The sequence below is a fragment of the Candidatus Nitrosopumilus sp. genome, assembly GCF_965262695.1.
GTDB lineage: Archaea > Thermoproteota > Nitrososphaeria > Nitrososphaerales > Nitrosopumilaceae > Nitrosopumilus.
Window position 1 is genome coordinate 336,540 of sequence record NZ_OZ253550.1, and the last position, 16,181, is coordinate 352,720.

Sequence of the window (16,181 nt, forward strand, 5' to 3'; positions counted from 1 at the left end):
TATTATTCAGTACAAAAAATATCTGTTGTGAAAAAAAGAACTTTTGCAGTCGACATTGATGGCACGATTACTGAAAATGGCGGAGGACGAATCCATTTGGACGCATTAGATGCATTACGACGTCTTGTTAACATGGGACATGATGTAATTTTTGTAACTGGTCGATCTTCTGTTGAAGGCTTTCTACTTTCAGTGTTTGGTGGTACGACAAAAGTTGCTGTGGGTGAAAATGGAGGTTGCATTACTCTTGACTCAAATGATCATATTCTGTTAGGTAATCTTGATGAATGCAAAAATGCTCTTGATATTTTAAAAAATAATCTAGAAAATGTAGAAGAAAAGTATGTTTTTCCTAGAATGACTGAAGTTGTTTTACAAAGAACCTTTGATCTCGATCAGGCTAGGGAGATTCTATCTGAAAAAAATATTGATGTGGCATTGTCTGATAGCCAATATGCCTATCACATCAACTCTCCTGGAATTGACAAAGGAACTGGCTTTACTGAAGTTATGAAGAGATTTTCTATCTCAAAAGATGATGTTATTGCAATTGGTGATAGTGCTACAGATATCCCCTTATTCAAAGTGGCAAAAACAAGTGTTGCATTGGGCAATGCATTTGATGATGTAAAATCTGAGGCCACAATGACTGTTTCTGCACATGCAGGTGATGGTGTACTTGAAGCATTAGATAAATTAGCACCTAGATTATCTGAGATATAGTATGACTTTCAAATCAATAATTGATGAAATTGAAAATAATCTTAACAAGATTTTAGATGATCTATCTATTTCTGATGTAAAATTTTCTGTTGAACCTGCAAAACCTGGATTTGGTGATGTTAGCTCAAATGTTTCCTTCTTACTTGCAAAACAACTCAAGAAAAGTCCAAAAGAAATTTCTGAAATGTTATCTGAAAAATACTCTCAATGTGTCCGCACACTAGTTTCAAAATCTGAATCTCATCCCTCTGGTTATCTAAATTTTTATGCTGATTGGACAAAACTCAATCAATTAATTTTATCTGAATCTAATTTGCCTGAATTTGGAGATGTCGATATTGGAAAAAATTCTACTATCGTAGTTGAACACACCAGTGTAAATCCAAACAAAGCTCTTCACATAGGACACATACGTAATATCATAATTGGTGATATTATCTCTAGAATTTTACAAAAAGCAAACTACAAAGTTAATGTCTTAAACTATGTTGATGACTCTGGATTACAGGTTGCAGATATTGTTGTTGGTTTCAAACATTTTGGATATGAAATAGAACCTCCTCAAGGAAAGAAATTTGATCATTATTGTGGTGATGATGTTTATGTCAAAACTACTGAGAAATATGAACAAGATTCTAGTTTGGAGGAAATTCGAAAAAATGTTCTAAAAGAATTAGAAGATGGTACGTCAGAAACTGCACAATTTGCTGATAAAATTACTCGTCGCGTATTGTCTAACCAACTTGAAACATGCTGGAATTTGGCAGTTTCTTATGACTGTCTAAATTTTGAATCTCAAATAATTCGTTCTGGATTATGGGATGGAATATTTGAAAAACTCAAAGAAATGAACCTTGTAGAATTTGAAAATGATGGCAAAAATGCAGGTTGTTGGGTTATTCGCGGTGATGGAAAAGAAGAGGATAAGGTAATTGTCAGAAGTAATGGTACTGCCACATACATTGCAAAAGATATTCCATATGCTGCTTGGAAATTGGGATTACTTGATGATCCATTCCATTATCAAAAATATGAAAAAGAACAACCAAATTCACGTGTTTTGTGGCAAACTACACTAAATGATGGTGATTCTGACTCTCAAAATTTTTCAGGTGATAAAGTAATCACTGTAATAGATTCACGTCAAGCAAGATTACAAAAAATTATTACTTCTTTGATGGGAAAATTCAAATCCATTCCTGATGCATATATTCATTTAGGATACGAATCTGTCACTCTAAGTTCTGATACTGCAAAAATTCTTGGATTGGAAACTGATGGTAAACAAGCTCAAATGTCTGGTAGAAAGGGATTGTATGTCAATGCTGATTCTGTTTATGATTTGCTAAAAGAAAAAACAACTGAAGAAACAAAGAAAAGACATCCTGATATGGATGATTCTGAGATTGAAAAGATTTCCCATGCAGTATCTGTTGCAACATTGCGTTATGAGATGATCAAACAAGATTTAGACAAAATTATTGCATTTGATTTAACAAAATCTCTTAGTTTGGAAGGCGATACTGCACCATATATTCAATATACTCATGCTAGAGCATCTAGAATTTTAGAAAAATCTGGCAGAACTCCTTCTATTGATGTTGATTTCTCTTTACTAAAAGAACAATCTGAGATTGATTTGGTAAAAACAATTGGTCTTTTCAATTTGCAAGTCCGTGATGCTGCAAATAACTTGTCTCCAAAAGTAATTTCTAGATATTGTCATGATTTGGCAGTTACCTTCAATTCTTTTTATGAAAAATCAAAGGTTCTTGATTTAGGTGATGAACAATTAGAAAATTCTCGTTTGTGTTTGGTTCATTCTTTTAAAATTACTATTGAAAAGGCACTAAATCTTTTGGGAATTACTGCTCCTGATAAGATGTAATGTCCCAGTGAGTGCACTACACGAATGCTGGCTGTCTCACTGGGTTGTTGGCGTGCAAACCAATTAAGAAAATTGAGTAATTCTAAGTCAATAAACCTTACTTTTTGCTATTATCCGTACATTGATTTCTCAGTGGTTTCATCAGAATTTGCCTGTCCTGAAAATCCACTAAAATTAGAACGAAGAATTTTCTGAATATGTGCAGTTACTCTTGCAACATTGTCCCATGTATCGTGAAATGAAATTCTGTCCAAAACTTGTTCATCAACATGTGAAAATATTGCTAGACCTGCAATGTTTTCTTTGTCTTTAACCCATTGATGTCCGACATTGCAAACTGTACATATTTCACTAATATCCATAACAGCTTTTGAAAATGATGGGTTTTTCATCACCAATAATTTTGCATCTTCAGGCGGAAATCTCATATTTACATTCAAATGAATTCTGTCTGTTCTGTTTGCATTTTTACTTACAATAACATTAGTTCCTACTCGAAATTGCCATTCAATTAGATTGCTTTTCTCTCTGACTTTTTCTGTCTGATCTTCATAATTGATATTAGTTACTTTGATGAATTCTTCTACAAGATTTTTCATTTCCTCAGATGTCTTTGTCATGAAACCACTCAGAATATCTGTAATATATGCATGTTATAGAAAAAAGAGTTAATGGCTGTGTCCACAACCACAGGAATCATGTCCTCCATGACCTTCTGTTTCTTTTCCTGCACATCTAGAACATTTGTCTGAACCTGTTGGTGAGAAAAATCCTATGCCACAAGAAACGCATTTCTGATTTGCCATGGGTTTAATGAAAAACTACTGTATTTATTGAATACGGGTTATTTGTACGCCTATGTTTCATTCTGTTGGTTTAGCGTTACCTACTTCGCCTTTCTTTTGGAATTCTCTGTATTCTCCTATTACTCCATTGCATTTTTCACAGACATATTGCCCTCTTTCAATTAAGATCAAGTTATCTGCAACTTCTTCATTAGGACTTTCTTCTAATTGGATTTTTGGAGGATTATCAAATTCTGTTTCACAATTATTACAATAATGTTTGTGCATTTTTTCAGTTTCAATTTTCCCTATTGGGGCTAGAAACAATTTTCCTACTCCCAAATCTGCTTTTTTTGCTTGTTCATCAGTAAGGTCTGCAATAACATATCCTCCAGAACCTTGAACTTTTAATTCTGCCATTTCATATTGTTCTTTTTTTAGTTACTAAAATACTATATGTGCTGTAAAATTATTTTCTAAAACAACGAGACACACGGAAAGCGTGCTTTTGCCTAGGACGTTGACCTAACATGAAACGCTTTCCATACCATCATTCTACGACGCAGAACAACGGTTTTCTCGTTACATAGTATACGTCAAAATGATATTTAACAATGATCTTGATTCTCATCTGATGCTAACTTTATGAATTAATGAATACTTTGGAATTTGATACTGTTATCATTTCTACCATGTTAATTGGAATCTCTTCTTTTTCTGAAATAGATATTATTTCATTATGATGTTTATCCCTCAAATGTTTTAAAAACTCCTCTTCTTCTATGTTATTTTCTTTGTACTTGCAATTAGGAAACACACAATTAAAATTCAATTTTTACTCTCTAATTCTTTGATTTTAGCCTCAAGTTCTTGTACTTTTTTTCGTAATTCTATATTTTCGTCACGAAGTGAATCTATCTCCCTTTGATGTAGTTCATTAAGATCCATGATTTTTGTGAACAAATTGTAAACTTAAGCATAGTGCTTGATTTCTAAAACCATAGATTCTTATCTAAAATTTCTCAGCAAAATTTATGGACAAAATAAAGCAAAACTCTCCTGTACTATTCTACTTTAATCATTCAAAAAAATGGCTTGTCAAAATATCAAAAAAAGATTCACTTCATACCCATATTGGAGTTATCAAACATTCTGATGCTATAGGAAAAGAGTATGGTTCTAGACTTGTTACAAACAAGGACAAGTATGTCTATCTACTCAAACCAACAATGTATGACTATGTAATGAAAATACAACATGGTACTCAGATTGTATATCCAAAAGATATTGGATACATTATTGCAAGAGCAGGAATTGAAAGTGGTCAGAAAATTTTAGAGATTGGAACTGGCAGTGGTTCACTTACTTCTTGTGTTGCTAGTATTGTAAAACCTCGTGGACATGTTTACACTTTTGATGTTGATGAAAAGTTTATGAAAATTGCTGAAAAAAATATCGAAAAAGCAGGTGTCTCAAAATATGTCACACAACATAATCAGGATTTGAAAACAGCAAAGAAGATGCCTCTTGAAGATATGGATGTGGCACTAATTGATCTTGGTGACCCATGGGTAGTGATTCCTCAAGTTCGAAAGATGCTCAAAGGTAGTGGTTCTATCTTTGCAATATGTCCTACAATGAATCAATTAGAGAAATTAACAATGGCTCTAGTTGAGAATGAATTTACTGATATTGAATCAACTGAACATATTCTAAGAACAATTGAAGCTCGTGAAGGAAAAACAAGACATTCATTTCAAGGCATAGGTCACACAACCTATCTTTGCTTTGCAAGAAAGGCATTTTTTGGAAGAGAATCCAAGAAACCTTCCTCAAAAACCACAAAATCAGTTTCTAAAACAACCAAGAAAACTACAAAGAAAACAACCAAGAAAACCTCCTAATTCTTAAAACAAGATTTATTCATCTACTCTTTAGAGGTATCATATTGGTTCGAAAAACACTGACAACCGCACTTGTGAAAAAATTCATTCTTGCTAGAAAAGCAAAATCTCGAAAAGGTGAAAATGGTATTGTTCTCATTGTTGGCGGAAGTTACATTTATCATGGTGCCCCTATCTTATCTTCAGTTGCTGCATTGAGGTCTGGTACTGATCTAGTTTACACTTCTGTTCCCAAAATCAATGTATCCTCTACCCGTTCTGTATCTCCTAACTTGATTGTAATTCCATTAGTTGATCAAAAACTAACACGTGGTGCTGTGAACAAACTTTTAGGTGCATTGCCACGAAAACTTGATTCTGCAACAATTGGAATGGGACTTGCTATTCAAGAAAAGAATTCACTTTTGCATCTTGTAAAATCTCTTTTGGATAGAGATGTTAGATTGTCTCTTGATGCAAGTGCATTAATTCCTGAAGTTTTACCTCTTTTGGCAAACAAGAATGTAGTTGTTACTCCTCATGCAGGAGAATTCAAAAGACTATTTGGCCAAGCCCCTCCTGATTCTAAAACTAATCGAATAAAACTAGTAGAAGAAAAAGCAAAAAAATTTGGAATTACTGTTTTACTAAAAGGTGCAACTGATGTTATCTCAAATGGAAACACTACCTATCTTTATGAGAAAAAAATACCTGCAATGACTGTTGGTGGTACTGGGGATGTGTTATCTGGGTTGGTTGCAGGAATGTTATCAAAAAATAGAAAGCCATTGGAATCTGCCGCAGCAGCTTCATTCATCAATGGATTAGCCGGAAAAGCAGTCCAAAAGAAATTGGGACTGCACATGACTTCGATGGATCTCCTAACTGAGATTCCTTCTGTAATGAAGCCCTTTGATAAAATAGTGTGATATCATGAATCCTCTAAAACATGTTGACACTAACATGGAAAATCTAATTTCAGATCTTCAAATGCTAATTAGGCAGCCTAGCGTGTCTGCAAAAAATGAAGGAATTGAAGAATGTGCAAAATTAGTTCAAAAATTATTAAAAAAATCTGGAGTAAAATCTGAAATTCTACGATTGAAAAAAGGTGTGGCACCTATTGTTTATGGCGAAGTTAAATCAAAACAAAACCCAAACAAAACTCTAATGTTTTACAATCATTACGATGTACAACCAGCTGAACCATTTGAATTGTGGGACTCTCCACCATTTAGTGGAACCCGTAAAGGAAACAAAATTTTTGGACGTGGAGCAACTGACGATAAAGGTGAACTAATTACTAGAATCAAAGCAGTTGAGGCTTGTCTTGAAACAACTGGCGATGTTCCTTGTAACATAAAATTTGTAATTGAAGGTGAAGAGGAAACTGGCAGTGCTCATATTGAAGACTATCTAAAAAAATACAAAAAGAAATTTTCATGTGATGGTGTTATCTGGGAATTTGGATACGTTGACGCAAAAAACAGGCCAATCGTTGGACTTGGAATGAAAGGATTACTCTTTGTTGAATTATCTGTAAAAGAATCTCTTAGAGATGCACATTCTAGTTTGGCAGTTTTAATAAAAAACCCTGCATGGAGATTGATTGAAGCAGTTCACACTTTACGTGATTCTAATGGAAAAATACTCATCAAAGATTGGTACAAAGAAGTAACTCCTTTCTCAAAACAAGATTTGAAATTAATCAAAAGTGAACCCTTTGATGAAAATGATTTCAAAAAAGAGTTTGGTATCAAATCTTTTGTTGGAAATAAGAAAGGAATTGACGCAAAAAAGGCTCTAGTTGGAGGTGCTACGTGTAATATTGCAGGATTTATCTCTGGATACACTGGTGATGGAGCTAAAACGGTACTTCCTTCTGAATCTCTTGTGAAAATTGATTTTAGGTTGATTCCTAAAATGGACCCAAAAAAACAAGTTATGCGTTTGAAAAAACATCTAAAATCCCATGGATTCTCCGATATTGGCATCAAGGTATTTCATGGAGAGGCAGCTGCACGAACAAATTCTTCTAACCCTTTTGTTTCTCAAGTAAAAGATGCAGCTGACAAGTCATTTGGAAAATCTATCCTAAACGTATCTAATGCTGGTACTGGTCCGATGTATCCTTTTGTTGATATTCTAAAAGCTCCTTGTATCTCAATTGGAAGCACATACATGTTTTCAAGAATTCATTCTCCAAATGAATTTGCACGAATTGATTTGCTCAAAAAAATGACAAAATGTGCCTGTCTAATAATGGAGAATTTTGCAAAATCTTAGTGAATACACCTAGGGAGTTTTTTAATTGCTTGTGATAATGATATTCTTCCTGGCCCTGCAATCATAATCACTAGTGATGCTGCAAGTAAAATTACATCCAATTCTACTCCTCCATCTCCTGTCATACTTTGTGCTCCCTTGATATGGAATATTGCACCTAACATAACAATTGAAAGTAGTGCTCCTGAAAATCTACTGAGAACTCCAATTATTAACAAAATTCCTGGTACAACTTCTGCAAGTGCAATTGGAATTTGCATCTCTGGAGGTAATCCCATGTTTGGTAAGGCATTTGCAAAGCCCGGATTGAATTTCATCATTCCATGGAGGATGAAAATTACTCCTATTGCAGATCTTAAACCCATAAAGACTACATCATTGAGAACTTTTCCTTTAATCTCACTTGTAGCCATGATGTTATACGATTTTTTTTAGTATAACTATTTTGCCCATAGTTTATTCGTAGAATGTAGAAAGCCCTTTATTATGCTGCAAAATTATTTGAAATATGTCAATGTATATGCCAGGAGCAACTGCTGTTGGAATTACTTTTGATGGTGGCGTAGTTTTTGCCAGCGAGAAAAGGATCGCATTTGGAAACTTTCTCGTAAGTAAAACAACAAAAAAGACATTTCCTATTACTCCTAAAGTTGGAGCAACCTGTGCAGGCCTTGTAGCCGATATGCAGATTTTATCATTACAAATTTCTGCTCTTGCTAAAATTAGAAAAATGGAACTCAAAAGAGATATTCCTCCAAACACTGTTGCCAAAATGATGTCAAATATGATGTATGAGAGAAGATACTTCCCATTATTGACTCAGGTAATAGTTGGTGGTGTTGTCGATAAACCAATCATGTATACTTTGGACCCATTAGGCTCTGTTCTTCCTGATGAATATGCCGCAGTTGGAACTGGTGCTGAAATGGCATTAGGTGTACTTGATCCTCAATTCAAACCAAACATGACTAAAGATGAGGCAATTGATTTAGCAAAACGTGCAGTTCGTGCAGCATCACTTAGAGATTCTGCAAGTGGTGATGGTTTGGATGTTCTTGTTATTACCAAAGACGGTACTGAAGAATTTACAGAAGAAATAAAATAAAATTTTAATCGTAAATCATTTTTCCAGTTTCCCAGAATTTATCTGAAATATAGTGGAGGTTTTTTAGAACTTCTCCTTTATCCATCTTTTCTAGTTCTTCACTTGAAACAACTGATTTTCCTACTGCCAAAAATTTGTGTTGAGACTCTTCAACAATACAAACTAGTTTGTCTTTTTCAAATTCTGTAAATGATCTAATCCCTGGTCTCATCAAGTTTGCACCTTTACACATGAACTTGACAGCACCCATGTCTACTGTGACACTGGGAAATTTTTCTAGAGTATCTGTTTCTGATAAAAATGGTAAATAATCATCAATAATTTTTAGAATTTTAATTCCCTTACCTGTAATGATTTGTGCATCATCTAAGATTTGATGTACTTTAAGATTTTTGATTTTAGGAAATTCAATTCCCCATTGTTCTGAAACTGTCTTTAAGAGTGCAGATGTCTCACTCTTTGAAATTAGATTTGACTTCAAGTTCTAGCAATCTCTTGTCTAATGTCTAACAAATCTCTTAGAATGGAACTGGCAGTTTCCATGCCTCCTGCACCTCTTCCAATTATTGTCTGTGTGCCTGAATGCTCTGATGTAAATGCAATTGCATTAAGTGTTCCATTTACACACAGTGGATCATCGTTTGGAATTTCTTTTGGTGCCACTATCAGTTCTTTGTTACATGATGCAATTAATTTCACTGCGCAATTATTTTTGGCTGCTTTTTTAATATCTTCTGTTGTTACTTTACGAATTCCAGTACAATTGATGTCTGGCATTGTTACTTTCATTCCCATAATCCAATTTGCAAGAATTACTAATTTGGCTGCAGCATCAAGACCATCCAAGTCTAAGGACTCATCTGCCTCTACGTATCCTTTGTCTTGAGCGTCTTTTAGTGCATCTTCATATGATGTACCTGTTGCCATGTTAGTTAGAATGTAATTTGTAGTTCCATTGAGAATACCTGCAAATGATGTGATTCTCTCTCCACTTAGACTGTTTTTAGCATAATCTAGAATTGGAGTTCCTCCACCTACGGTTCCACTAAATTTGAACATAACTCGATTGTACGTTGCAAGTTCCATTAAGGAAGGAAATGCAAGTGCAAGTGGACCTTTATTCACTGAGATTACATGCATTCCTTTCTTCATTGCAGTAATGATATGTGTCATTCCAGGTTCTGCATCTTTGTAATTACTAGCAGTAGTCTCAATGAGAACATCAGCTTCGACATTTTTGAGCATCTCAATTCCTGACATTGTATTTTTTGTATTAGCGTAATTTTTTACCGTTCCAAATTTTTTCTTAACTTCGATGAGTTTGTTTAATTCTAACCCTGATGGACTGACAGCACTTCCTTTACTATCAAAAACTCCTACTACTCTAGGTTTGAGTCCGTATTTTGCATACAGGTCTTCTGCTCTAGACTCAAATAATTTCACTAAACTTTGGCCAACAACACCAAATCCACATAATATTATCCTCAAATTACGTCATTCCTATTCTCATGATTGTTGCTCATTTTCTTTTTCATTTGATTTTCTTATCATTAATTGTGTTTTATTAATAATTTTTGAAATTATTGACCTTGTTCATCTTTTTCATGTTGTAATGAAATTGAATTAATACAATATCTTTGATTTGTAGGCTTGGGCCCGTCATCAAATACATGTCCTAAGTGTGCTCCACACTTGTTACAGTTGACTTCAGTTCTCACCATGCTATATGATGTGTCTGAAATGTACTCTATTTTGTCTTCTTCAATTGGTTCCCAGAAACTTGGCCATCCAGAACCTGAATCAAACTTTGCATCTGATGAGAATAATTCTTCCCCACAACACGTGCATTTGAATTTGCCTTCAAGTTTTGAGTTGTTGTATTTGCCAGAAAATGGCGGTTCTGTTCCGTGATTTATGCAAATTTCGTATTGATCAGGGGTTAACTGCTCTTTCCACTCTTCAGGGGTCTTTGTAATTTTTTCTGACATGACTTTATCTATCTCTGAAATTATTTGAATATTTTCTATTTTAGTTTCTTTCTTTTTTCTTCGGTTCTTTTTTCTGACTCGAATCGTTCTAGATCATATTCTTTCATATCTACGAATTTCATAATTTTACTTAGACTTGGATGTACTTTGTTAATTTGTTGAAACATTTGTTGTGCCACTCTTCTGTAATCTACGTGTCCTTGCGGTACAGTTCTTAATTCTATTAGATGACATGCTTCTCTTAGATTAAATTTCATAAAGTATGGATAATTGTATGCAAAATTTACTACGTATTGACCTTGTTCAGGATATTTTTTTCTAATTTTATCAAATGTTTCTTTTGTTTTGTTCATACAATCTTTAAAGTCGTTTTCAATTCCAAGAATTTTTATCTCATTAGGAATGTTGTATCCATGATCTGTTGTAAGTAGTTGCCTTTCTAGTGTTAATGCTCTATGTCTGTGAAAATCTCTAAACATTCCAAAATTATTATACAAATCAAATGTATAGTATATATTTTCAAATGCTCGTGATGGTCTATGTCTTCTATTTGTTCGCAGTTTTGCAAATTCATCAATGATTTTTGTTTTATTTTTTAATGGCATTTTTTTGACTTGTTGTAAAATGTCTTGGTATGATGTACTTGGAGATTGTTCGTACATTATACTTGTAATGATTTTATCTATTGCAGTTTTTTCTGATTCATAATCTACAAGTTTTGTTCTTGTTCCTTTTCTTGGGTTTGACTTGATTTCTTTGACAGCGATTTTTTTTGATTTATTTTTTACATCTTTAAGATATTTTTGAAACGCTTTTCCATGTTTGTCATCTGCTCTTCTAACAAATGATTTGATGATTTTATCAAGTTCTTTTTTGATTTTTGAGGCTAAATCTTGCTCTTCTTTGAGGTCAGATGAGCCTAAAACTGTTAGGAGATATTCAAATGCTCTTCCGTTGCCTGTAATTCCTACATTTGTTAAAGTTGATGCAGGTAACAATCCTCTCAAAATATCTAGCGCTTTAGCTTTTGTTGAACCTTTGTAAATCATGTTTGCAGATTTTATGTCGCTTTCACTTTTTAATTTGGAAAATGATTTTTCTTTTCCATCTTTTGAATCTTTAAAGTTATATTTTTCAATTGGATATTTTTCTCTTACATAGTTTATCATGGGTTCAATGTTTCTTGAATAAACATCAAATGAAAAATTACATGTCTCCTCATACATGTCTGCAAATTTTGATTTCATAATTTCAGGTTCTCTGTAAAATCTGTATTTTCCATTTTCTTTTTTGTTCCATGCAACATATCTTGATGATTTTTCTAAATATGATAAACCAATTCTTCTATCTTCAATTTTTTTTACTGCAATGTTTGATAACCCTTCAATTGCAATTTGTGCTTCTCCAAGTTCTGCAACTGAATCATCACCATATTCTAAAAGTACTCTGTTGTAAAATTCCTCTCCTCTGTTTTTATTTTTCAAAAATTCATCAAGAAAAATCCGTCTCATACTTTTGTCAGTTCTACTATATCTTGACATCAATGCACCACGATCAACTTGTTGTGGTGTGATTATGGCAAACACATTGCCATCAGTATTTGAAAAATGATCTGATAGAATCTTTTTCTCTTTAACTGAAAATTCTGACAATATTGGTGTCAGGCATTTCAATTATTAATAGTCTATTTCTTTTTTCCAATTTGAATTAGATCGGGGGTTTTGTCTTTATCGCCTTCTTGACCTTTTGCTTGCCATCTGAGTAATACTTCTTTGAATGCAGCTGCATCAGCTTCATTTTCAGTATACATCAAAGTGGTTATCCAAAAACCATTGTTGGCAGTTTTTCCTCCAACAGAATTCATCCAAAAATCACTTGGTAAATTCTCCATAACTTTACTGTCTTTTTCTTTAGCGACTTCTGACCATCTGTTTGAAACAAAATTCAAAATTTGTTCAAGTTCTTCTCTTTGAATCATGTGCCTACTAGTTAGCCTCTAAATTTTAAAATTTCTACAAAATCCGTGATTTTGAGTTAGTTAAAATAATCTTACTAAAACTAAAAAGAATCCTTACACTTTGCTGGTTATACAAATCTCTAAAGTTATTCACATGACCCAAGACGATATCGAGATAATCGGTAAAAACGTCAAAGACATGTACGGAACATTCATGGGTAAAGTCGCAGGAACAATAACTGACATTGACGGAAGTATTCAATCCGTTGGCGTTGACTGCGGTTCTCAAGGATTACAGCAAATCCAATATGAGCAACTAGTAGTTCAAGGCGATGTAGTTATCTATATTCCAAAATGGAGACTTGACTCTCAAAGACTCATTCGTGAAAAGCAACTAACTCTACGTCGTCTAAAGGCCTTGATTGATATTGTTTCAGAAAATGATGACATGAAAGAAGATGCAGAAATAATTCATGAAAAATACAAGTCAAAACTTGTATCATTAGATGAAACAGAAAGTGAAATCAAAGCCAAACTTGAGGCAAGATTGACAGAGCTAGATGAACAAATGAAGTCTGCAAAAATGTTATCATTTGATGCAAAAGTACAATTCAAGAGCAATGAAATCTCTGAAGAAACATTTGAAACTGTGAAAGCATGCACAACTGAGGTAATTGAGCATGTGACTCACGAAGTATCAGAAATTGAAAATGTTAAGAGTAGAATTGCAGACTTGGGATTAGAAGTACAAGAGATAACAGCCCCTCCTACACCAGACATCCAAGAATCAGCCGTTTCATATCTGGAGACAAATGAACCACAACAAGTAGTTCAAACAAGTCTTCCGGAAGCACCAACAGAACCCGTTACAACACCTTCAGAACCAATTGAGGCAAGTGCAGCCCCTATGCCAGAACCTCCAACAGAGTCTGAAGTAACATTTGCATTTCCAGAACCACCCCAACAGGTGACAGCAGAAACTCCAAAAGACGACAACGATAATGATTGGCTTGCTAGAATGGAAGCACAATAATTTTTTTAAATTATTTTTTTAACATTTAGAAAGATCTTAGTTCATACACTTTTTGATGTCTGAGACCTACAATATCGGACTTGGAAATAATGATACTGGTGCCCGAATAAAGGCTGATTCTGATTACGTTTCTTTTTGGGACGATCAAGCAAAAAACCTCTCGTGGTTCTCTCCTTGGAACAAAACACTAGATTGGCAGCCTCCATTTGCAAAATGGTTTGTTGGAGGTACAATTAACGCCTCATACAACGCCTTAGATGTTCATCAGGAGACAAAATCTCAAAAACCTGCTATTTTGTGGGAGGGTGAGAATGGTGATTCTCAAATTATCACATATTCAGAGATGTTATCTCAAGTTCAAAAATTCTCAAATATTCTCAAATCTCTAGGTGTTGAAAAAGGAGACCGTGTAACTTTGTATCTTCCAATGATTCCAGAACTGCCAATTGCAATGCTGGCATGTGCTAGAATTGGAGCAACTCATACTGTAATCTTTTCAGGATTTAGTGCAACCTCCATTAGAGATAGAGTAGATGATTCAAAATCCAAAGTAATAGTAACTGCAGATGGTGGCTATCGTCGTGGAAAAATTGTCAAACTCAAAGAAGTAGTTGATGAGGCAATCCAAAATTTTGATTTTGTTAAAAATGTAATTGTTGTAGAGAGAACAAAAAATGAAATCTCAATGTCTTCAAAAGATAAACTTTGGAATGAACTAATGGAGGATGCATCTGATAATTGTCCTGCAGAAAAATTAGATAGTTCACACCCACTTTACATTTTGTATACTTCGGGAACCACTGGAAAACCAAAAGGAGTTTTACATGGAACAGGAGGTTATCTGACTCATTTACATTCAACTTTCAAATGGGCATTTGACATTAAAGACACTGATGTATTCTTTTGTACTGCTGATATTGGGTGGGTTACGGGTCACAGCTATGTAGTTTATGCACCTTTGTTGCATGGTGCAACAGAAATCATGTATGAAGGAGCTCCTGATTTTCCTGATGCATCAAGAATGTGGGACATTTTGCAAAAATACAAAGCAACAATTTTTTACACCACTCCTACTGCACTTCGAATGTTTATGAAATTTGGCGACGATATTCCAAATTCATTTGATCTTTCTTCCTTGAGATTACTTGGAACTGTTGGTGAACCAATTAATCCTGAAGTTTGGAAATGGTATTACAAAACAATTGGCAAAGAAAAATGTCCTATCATTGATACTTGGTGGCAAACAGAAACTGGAGGAATGTTAATTTCACCTTTGCCTGGCTTGGAGACAATTCCTCTAAAACCTGGTTCTGGCACACGGCCAATTCCAGGCGTAAATATTACCGTTGTAGATGAAAACGGAGATGATGTTGCACCTGACACCAAAGGCTATCTTGTAATAAAGAATCCTTGGCCTGGAATGCTTTTGACTCTGTGGGGAGATGATGCAAAATACAAGACAGTGTATTGGTCAAAATATGAGAACTGCTATTATCCCGGTGACTATGCTCTAAAAGACTCTGATGGGTATCTTTGGTTATTAGGAAGAGCTGATGATGTTCTCAAAGTGGCAGGACATAGAATTGGTACTGCAGAGCTCGAAAGTTGTATTGTGTCTCATAATGATGTTGCTGAATCAGCTGCATGTGGTATTCCTGATGAAGTAAAAGGTGAAGTAATAATTGCATTTGTTGTACTTAAAGAAGGGGTCAATACTGAAACTAAAGTTTTAGAAAAAGAACTTGTTGAAAAAATTAGAACTGATATTGGTGCAATTGCTACTCCAAAACAAATCTATTTTGTCTCAAAATTACCAAAGACAAGAAGTGGGAAGATTATGAGAAGATTACTCAAAGCAATTGGAAATAATGAAAAAATTGGTGATGTCAGTACTCTGGAAGATGGCGCTGCTGTTACCGAAGTACAAACTGCTTTTGATGAGATTCAAAAATCAATAAAAGAATCAAATTAAATTTTTTTCAAATCAATTGTAGATAACATTTCAAACATATCTTTAAGTCCGTCATACTCTGATTTTGATTCTTCATCTAATTCATTGTATTCTTTTTCCTTAATTTCATCTAATCTATTGTTTGCATCTTTGAAAAATTGTTCGTACTCGTTAATTTTTTCATCACTCATTTGAGTTAAATCAAAAATTACTGTATTACTTCCAAGAAGATTTTTGTTTTCATCATATAGACTAGTTGCGTGTAATACTCCTGGAAATGTGCTGCCGTCTTGCCTCTTGAATATGATTTTCCTATCTCTCACTTTTCCTGTTTCAAACCATGTTTTGAGAGAATTATTCATGTCCTGCCACTCTTCTTTAGGAACATGCTCAAAGATTGTCTTTCCTAAAATCTCTGATTTTGCGTATCCAAGGTTTGCAGCATATGTGGAATTACAGTCCAGAATTGCACCTATGGAATTAATTCTTCTCCACATTACTGGCGCATCTTTGAGTGTCTTTCTTGCTTCCGTTTGTGCCATTTTTTAAAAATGTAATAACTAGTTATTAAATTGAAATATC

The 16,181-nt window shown here is 34.1% G+C and carries 19 protein-coding genes; 8 read left to right on the forward strand and 11 right to left on the reverse strand.

Going from position 1 to position 16,181, the window contains the following annotated elements:
* Positions 1 to 27 precede the first annotated feature (27 nt).
* Both ACQY2P_RS02030 and ACQY2P_RS02035 read left to right on the forward strand, forming a co-directional pair.
* Positions 28 to 723, forward strand: a complete 696-nt coding sequence (locus ACQY2P_RS02030) for a phosphoglycolate phosphatase (protein WP_428326751.1) — start codon at positions 28 to 30, stop codon at positions 721 to 723.
* Position 724: 1 nt separating this feature from the next.
* Complete coding sequence (locus ACQY2P_RS02035) at positions 725 to 2,611, forward strand: arginine--tRNA ligase (protein WP_428326752.1); 1,887 nt, start codon at positions 725 to 727, stop codon at positions 2,609 to 2,611.
* Positions 2,612 to 2,721: 110 nt separating this feature from the next.
* On the opposite strand, the gene ACQY2P_RS02040 is transcribed toward ACQY2P_RS02035, so the two are convergent.
* The 4 genes from ACQY2P_RS02040 to ACQY2P_RS02055 form a co-directional block, all read right to left on the reverse strand.
* Complete coding sequence (locus tag ACQY2P_RS02040; RefSeq protein WP_428326753.1) at positions 2,722 to 3,231, reverse strand: hypothetical protein; 510 nt, start codon at positions 3,229 to 3,231, stop codon at positions 2,722 to 2,724.
* Positions 3,232 to 3,279: 48 nt separating this feature from the next.
* On the reverse strand, positions 3,280 to 3,417 hold the full coding sequence (locus ACQY2P_RS02045; RefSeq protein WP_182126749.1) for a hypothetical protein: 138 nt from the start codon (positions 3,415 to 3,417) through the stop codon (positions 3,280 to 3,282).
* A 57-nt stretch (positions 3,418 to 3,474) separates the two neighbouring features.
* Positions 3,475 to 3,816: a hypothetical protein gene (locus ACQY2P_RS02050; protein WP_428326754.1), complete on the reverse strand. Its 342-nt coding sequence runs from the start codon at positions 3,814 to 3,816 to the stop codon at positions 3,475 to 3,477.
* A gap of 223 nt (positions 3,817 to 4,039) precedes the next feature.
* Complete coding sequence (locus ACQY2P_RS02055; protein ID WP_428326755.1) at positions 4,040 to 4,228, reverse strand: hypothetical protein; 189 nt, start codon at positions 4,226 to 4,228, stop codon at positions 4,040 to 4,042.
* Between the two features lie 202 nt (positions 4,229 to 4,430).
* Here ACQY2P_RS02055 and ACQY2P_RS02060 point away from each other — a divergent pair, with 202 nt between their 5' ends.
* From ACQY2P_RS02060 to ACQY2P_RS02070, 3 genes are read left to right on the forward strand one after another with little or no spacing between them, the layout of a single operon-like run.
* Entirely contained in the window at positions 4,431 to 5,300 is an 870-nt protein-coding gene (locus tag ACQY2P_RS02060) for a tRNA (adenine-N1)-methyltransferase (protein WP_428326756.1), read from the forward strand.
* A 44-nt stretch (positions 5,301 to 5,344) separates the two neighbouring features.
* Positions 5,345 to 6,208: an NAD(P)H-hydrate dehydratase gene (locus ACQY2P_RS02065; protein WP_428326757.1), complete on the forward strand. Its 864-nt coding sequence runs from the start codon at positions 5,345 to 5,347 to the stop codon at positions 6,206 to 6,208.
* A 4-nt stretch (positions 6,209 to 6,212) separates the two neighbouring features.
* Complete coding sequence (locus ACQY2P_RS02070) at positions 6,213 to 7,565, forward strand: M20/M25/M40 family metallo-hydrolase (RefSeq protein WP_428326758.1); 1,353 nt, start codon at positions 6,213 to 6,215, stop codon at positions 7,563 to 7,565.
* Here ACQY2P_RS02070 and ACQY2P_RS02075 read toward each other — a convergent pair.
* Positions 7,562 to 7,978, reverse strand: a complete 417-nt coding sequence (locus ACQY2P_RS02075) for a DoxX family protein (protein ID WP_428326759.1) — start codon at positions 7,976 to 7,978, stop codon at positions 7,562 to 7,564. The genes ACQY2P_RS02070 and ACQY2P_RS02075 overlap by 4 nt on opposite strands.
* Before the next feature lie 95 nt (positions 7,979 to 8,073).
* On the opposite strand from ACQY2P_RS02075, the gene ACQY2P_RS02080 reads away from it, so the two are divergent.
* The gene (locus ACQY2P_RS02080) at positions 8,074 to 8,670 is read left to right on the forward strand and encodes a proteasome subunit beta (protein WP_428326760.1); all 597 of its coding nucleotides are present in this window, start codon (positions 8,074 to 8,076) and stop codon (positions 8,668 to 8,670) included.
* Between the two features lie 4 nt (positions 8,671 to 8,674).
* Here the strand turns inward: ACQY2P_RS02080 and ACQY2P_RS02085 are convergent, their stop codons facing one another.
* The 5 genes from ACQY2P_RS02085 to ACQY2P_RS02105 all read right to left on the reverse strand — a co-directional run bounded on the left by ACQY2P_RS02085 (position 8,675) and on the right by ACQY2P_RS02105 (position 12,636).
* Positions 8,675 to 9,151 (reverse strand): PUA domain-containing protein, encoded by a 477-nt coding sequence (locus ACQY2P_RS02085; RefSeq protein ID WP_428326761.1) that lies wholly within the window; start codon positions 9,149 to 9,151, stop codon positions 8,675 to 8,677.
* Positions 9,148 to 10,158, reverse strand: coding sequence for a homoserine dehydrogenase (locus ACQY2P_RS02090; RefSeq protein ID WP_428326762.1), 1,011 nt, complete (start codon positions 10,156 to 10,158; stop codon positions 9,148 to 9,150). Before ACQY2P_RS02090 ends, ACQY2P_RS02085 begins: the two co-directional genes overlap by 4 nt.
* Before the next feature lie 92 nt (positions 10,159 to 10,250).
* Entirely contained in the window at positions 10,251 to 10,658 is a 408-nt protein-coding gene (gene msrB / locus ACQY2P_RS02095) for a peptide-methionine (R)-S-oxide reductase MsrB (protein WP_428326763.1), read from the reverse strand.
* A gap of 35 nt (positions 10,659 to 10,693) precedes the next feature.
* Entirely contained in the window at positions 10,694 to 12,310 is a 1,617-nt protein-coding gene (locus ACQY2P_RS02100; RefSeq protein ID WP_428326764.1) for an FAD-dependent thymidylate synthase, read from the reverse strand.
* Between the two features lie 32 nt (positions 12,311 to 12,342).
* Positions 12,343 to 12,636, reverse strand: a complete 294-nt coding sequence (locus ACQY2P_RS02105; RefSeq protein WP_428326765.1) for a hypothetical protein — start codon at positions 12,634 to 12,636, stop codon at positions 12,343 to 12,345.
* A 133-nt stretch (positions 12,637 to 12,769) separates the two neighbouring features.
* Between ACQY2P_RS02105 and ACQY2P_RS02110 the strand changes: the two genes are divergently transcribed.
* Both ACQY2P_RS02110 and acs read left to right on the forward strand, forming a co-directional pair.
* Entirely contained in the window at positions 12,770 to 13,648 is an 879-nt protein-coding gene (locus ACQY2P_RS02110; RefSeq protein WP_428326766.1) for a CdvA-like protein, read from the forward strand.
* A 55-nt stretch (positions 13,649 to 13,703) separates the two neighbouring features.
* The gene (gene acs / locus ACQY2P_RS02115) at positions 13,704 to 15,620 is read left to right on the forward strand and encodes an acetate--CoA ligase (RefSeq protein ID WP_428326767.1); all 1,917 of its coding nucleotides are present in this window, start codon (positions 13,704 to 13,706) and stop codon (positions 15,618 to 15,620) included.
* Here the strand turns inward: acs and ACQY2P_RS02120 are convergent.
* Positions 15,617 to 16,141: a PAS domain S-box protein gene (locus ACQY2P_RS02120; protein WP_428326768.1), complete on the reverse strand. Its 525-nt coding sequence runs from the start codon at positions 16,139 to 16,141 to the stop codon at positions 15,617 to 15,619. The genes acs and ACQY2P_RS02120 overlap by 4 nt on opposite strands.
* Between the last annotated feature and the right edge of the window lie 40 nt (positions 16,142 to 16,181).

Coding starts and splice junctions, on each gene's coding strand:
- msrB (WP_428326763.1), bottom strand. CDS start 10,658: ATGTCAGAAAAAATTACAAAGACCCCTGAAGAGTGGAAAGAGCAGTTA.
- ACQY2P_RS02080 (WP_428326760.1), top strand. CDS start 8,074: ATGTCAATGTATATGCCAGGAGCAACTGCTGTTGGAATTACTTTTGAT.
- ACQY2P_RS02060 (WP_428326756.1), top strand. CDS start 4,431: ATGGACAAAATAAAGCAAAACTCTCCTGTACTATTCTACTTTAATCAT.
- ACQY2P_RS02070 (WP_428326758.1), top strand. CDS start 6,213: ATGAATCCTCTAAAACATGTTGACACTAACATGGAAAATCTAATTTCA.
- ACQY2P_RS02110 (WP_428326766.1), top strand. CDS start 12,770: ATGACCCAAGACGATATCGAGATAATCGGTAAAAACGTCAAAGACATG.
- ACQY2P_RS02045 (WP_182126749.1), bottom strand. CDS start 3,417: ATGGCAAATCAGAAATGCGTTTCTTGTGGCATAGGATTTTTCTCACCA.
- ACQY2P_RS02040 (WP_428326753.1), bottom strand. CDS start 3,231: ATGACAAAGACATCTGAGGAAATGAAAAATCTTGTAGAAGAATTCATC.
- ACQY2P_RS02105 (WP_428326765.1), bottom strand. CDS start 12,636: ATGATTCAAAGAGAAGAACTTGAACAAATTTTGAATTTTGTTTCAAAC.
- ACQY2P_RS02035 (WP_428326752.1), top strand. CDS start 725: ATGACTTTCAAATCAATAATTGATGAAATTGAAAATAATCTTAACAAG.
- ACQY2P_RS02075 (WP_428326759.1), bottom strand. CDS start 7,978: ATGGCTACAAGTGAGATTAAAGGAAAAGTTCTCAATGATGTAGTCTTT.
- ACQY2P_RS02120 (WP_428326768.1), bottom strand. CDS start 16,141: ATGGCACAAACGGAAGCAAGAAAGACACTCAAAGATGCGCCAGTAATG.
- acs (WP_428326767.1), top strand. CDS start 13,704: ATGTCTGAGACCTACAATATCGGACTTGGAAATAATGATACTGGTGCC.
- ACQY2P_RS02050 (WP_428326754.1), bottom strand. CDS start 3,816: ATGGCAGAATTAAAAGTTCAAGGTTCTGGAGGATATGTTATTGCAGAC.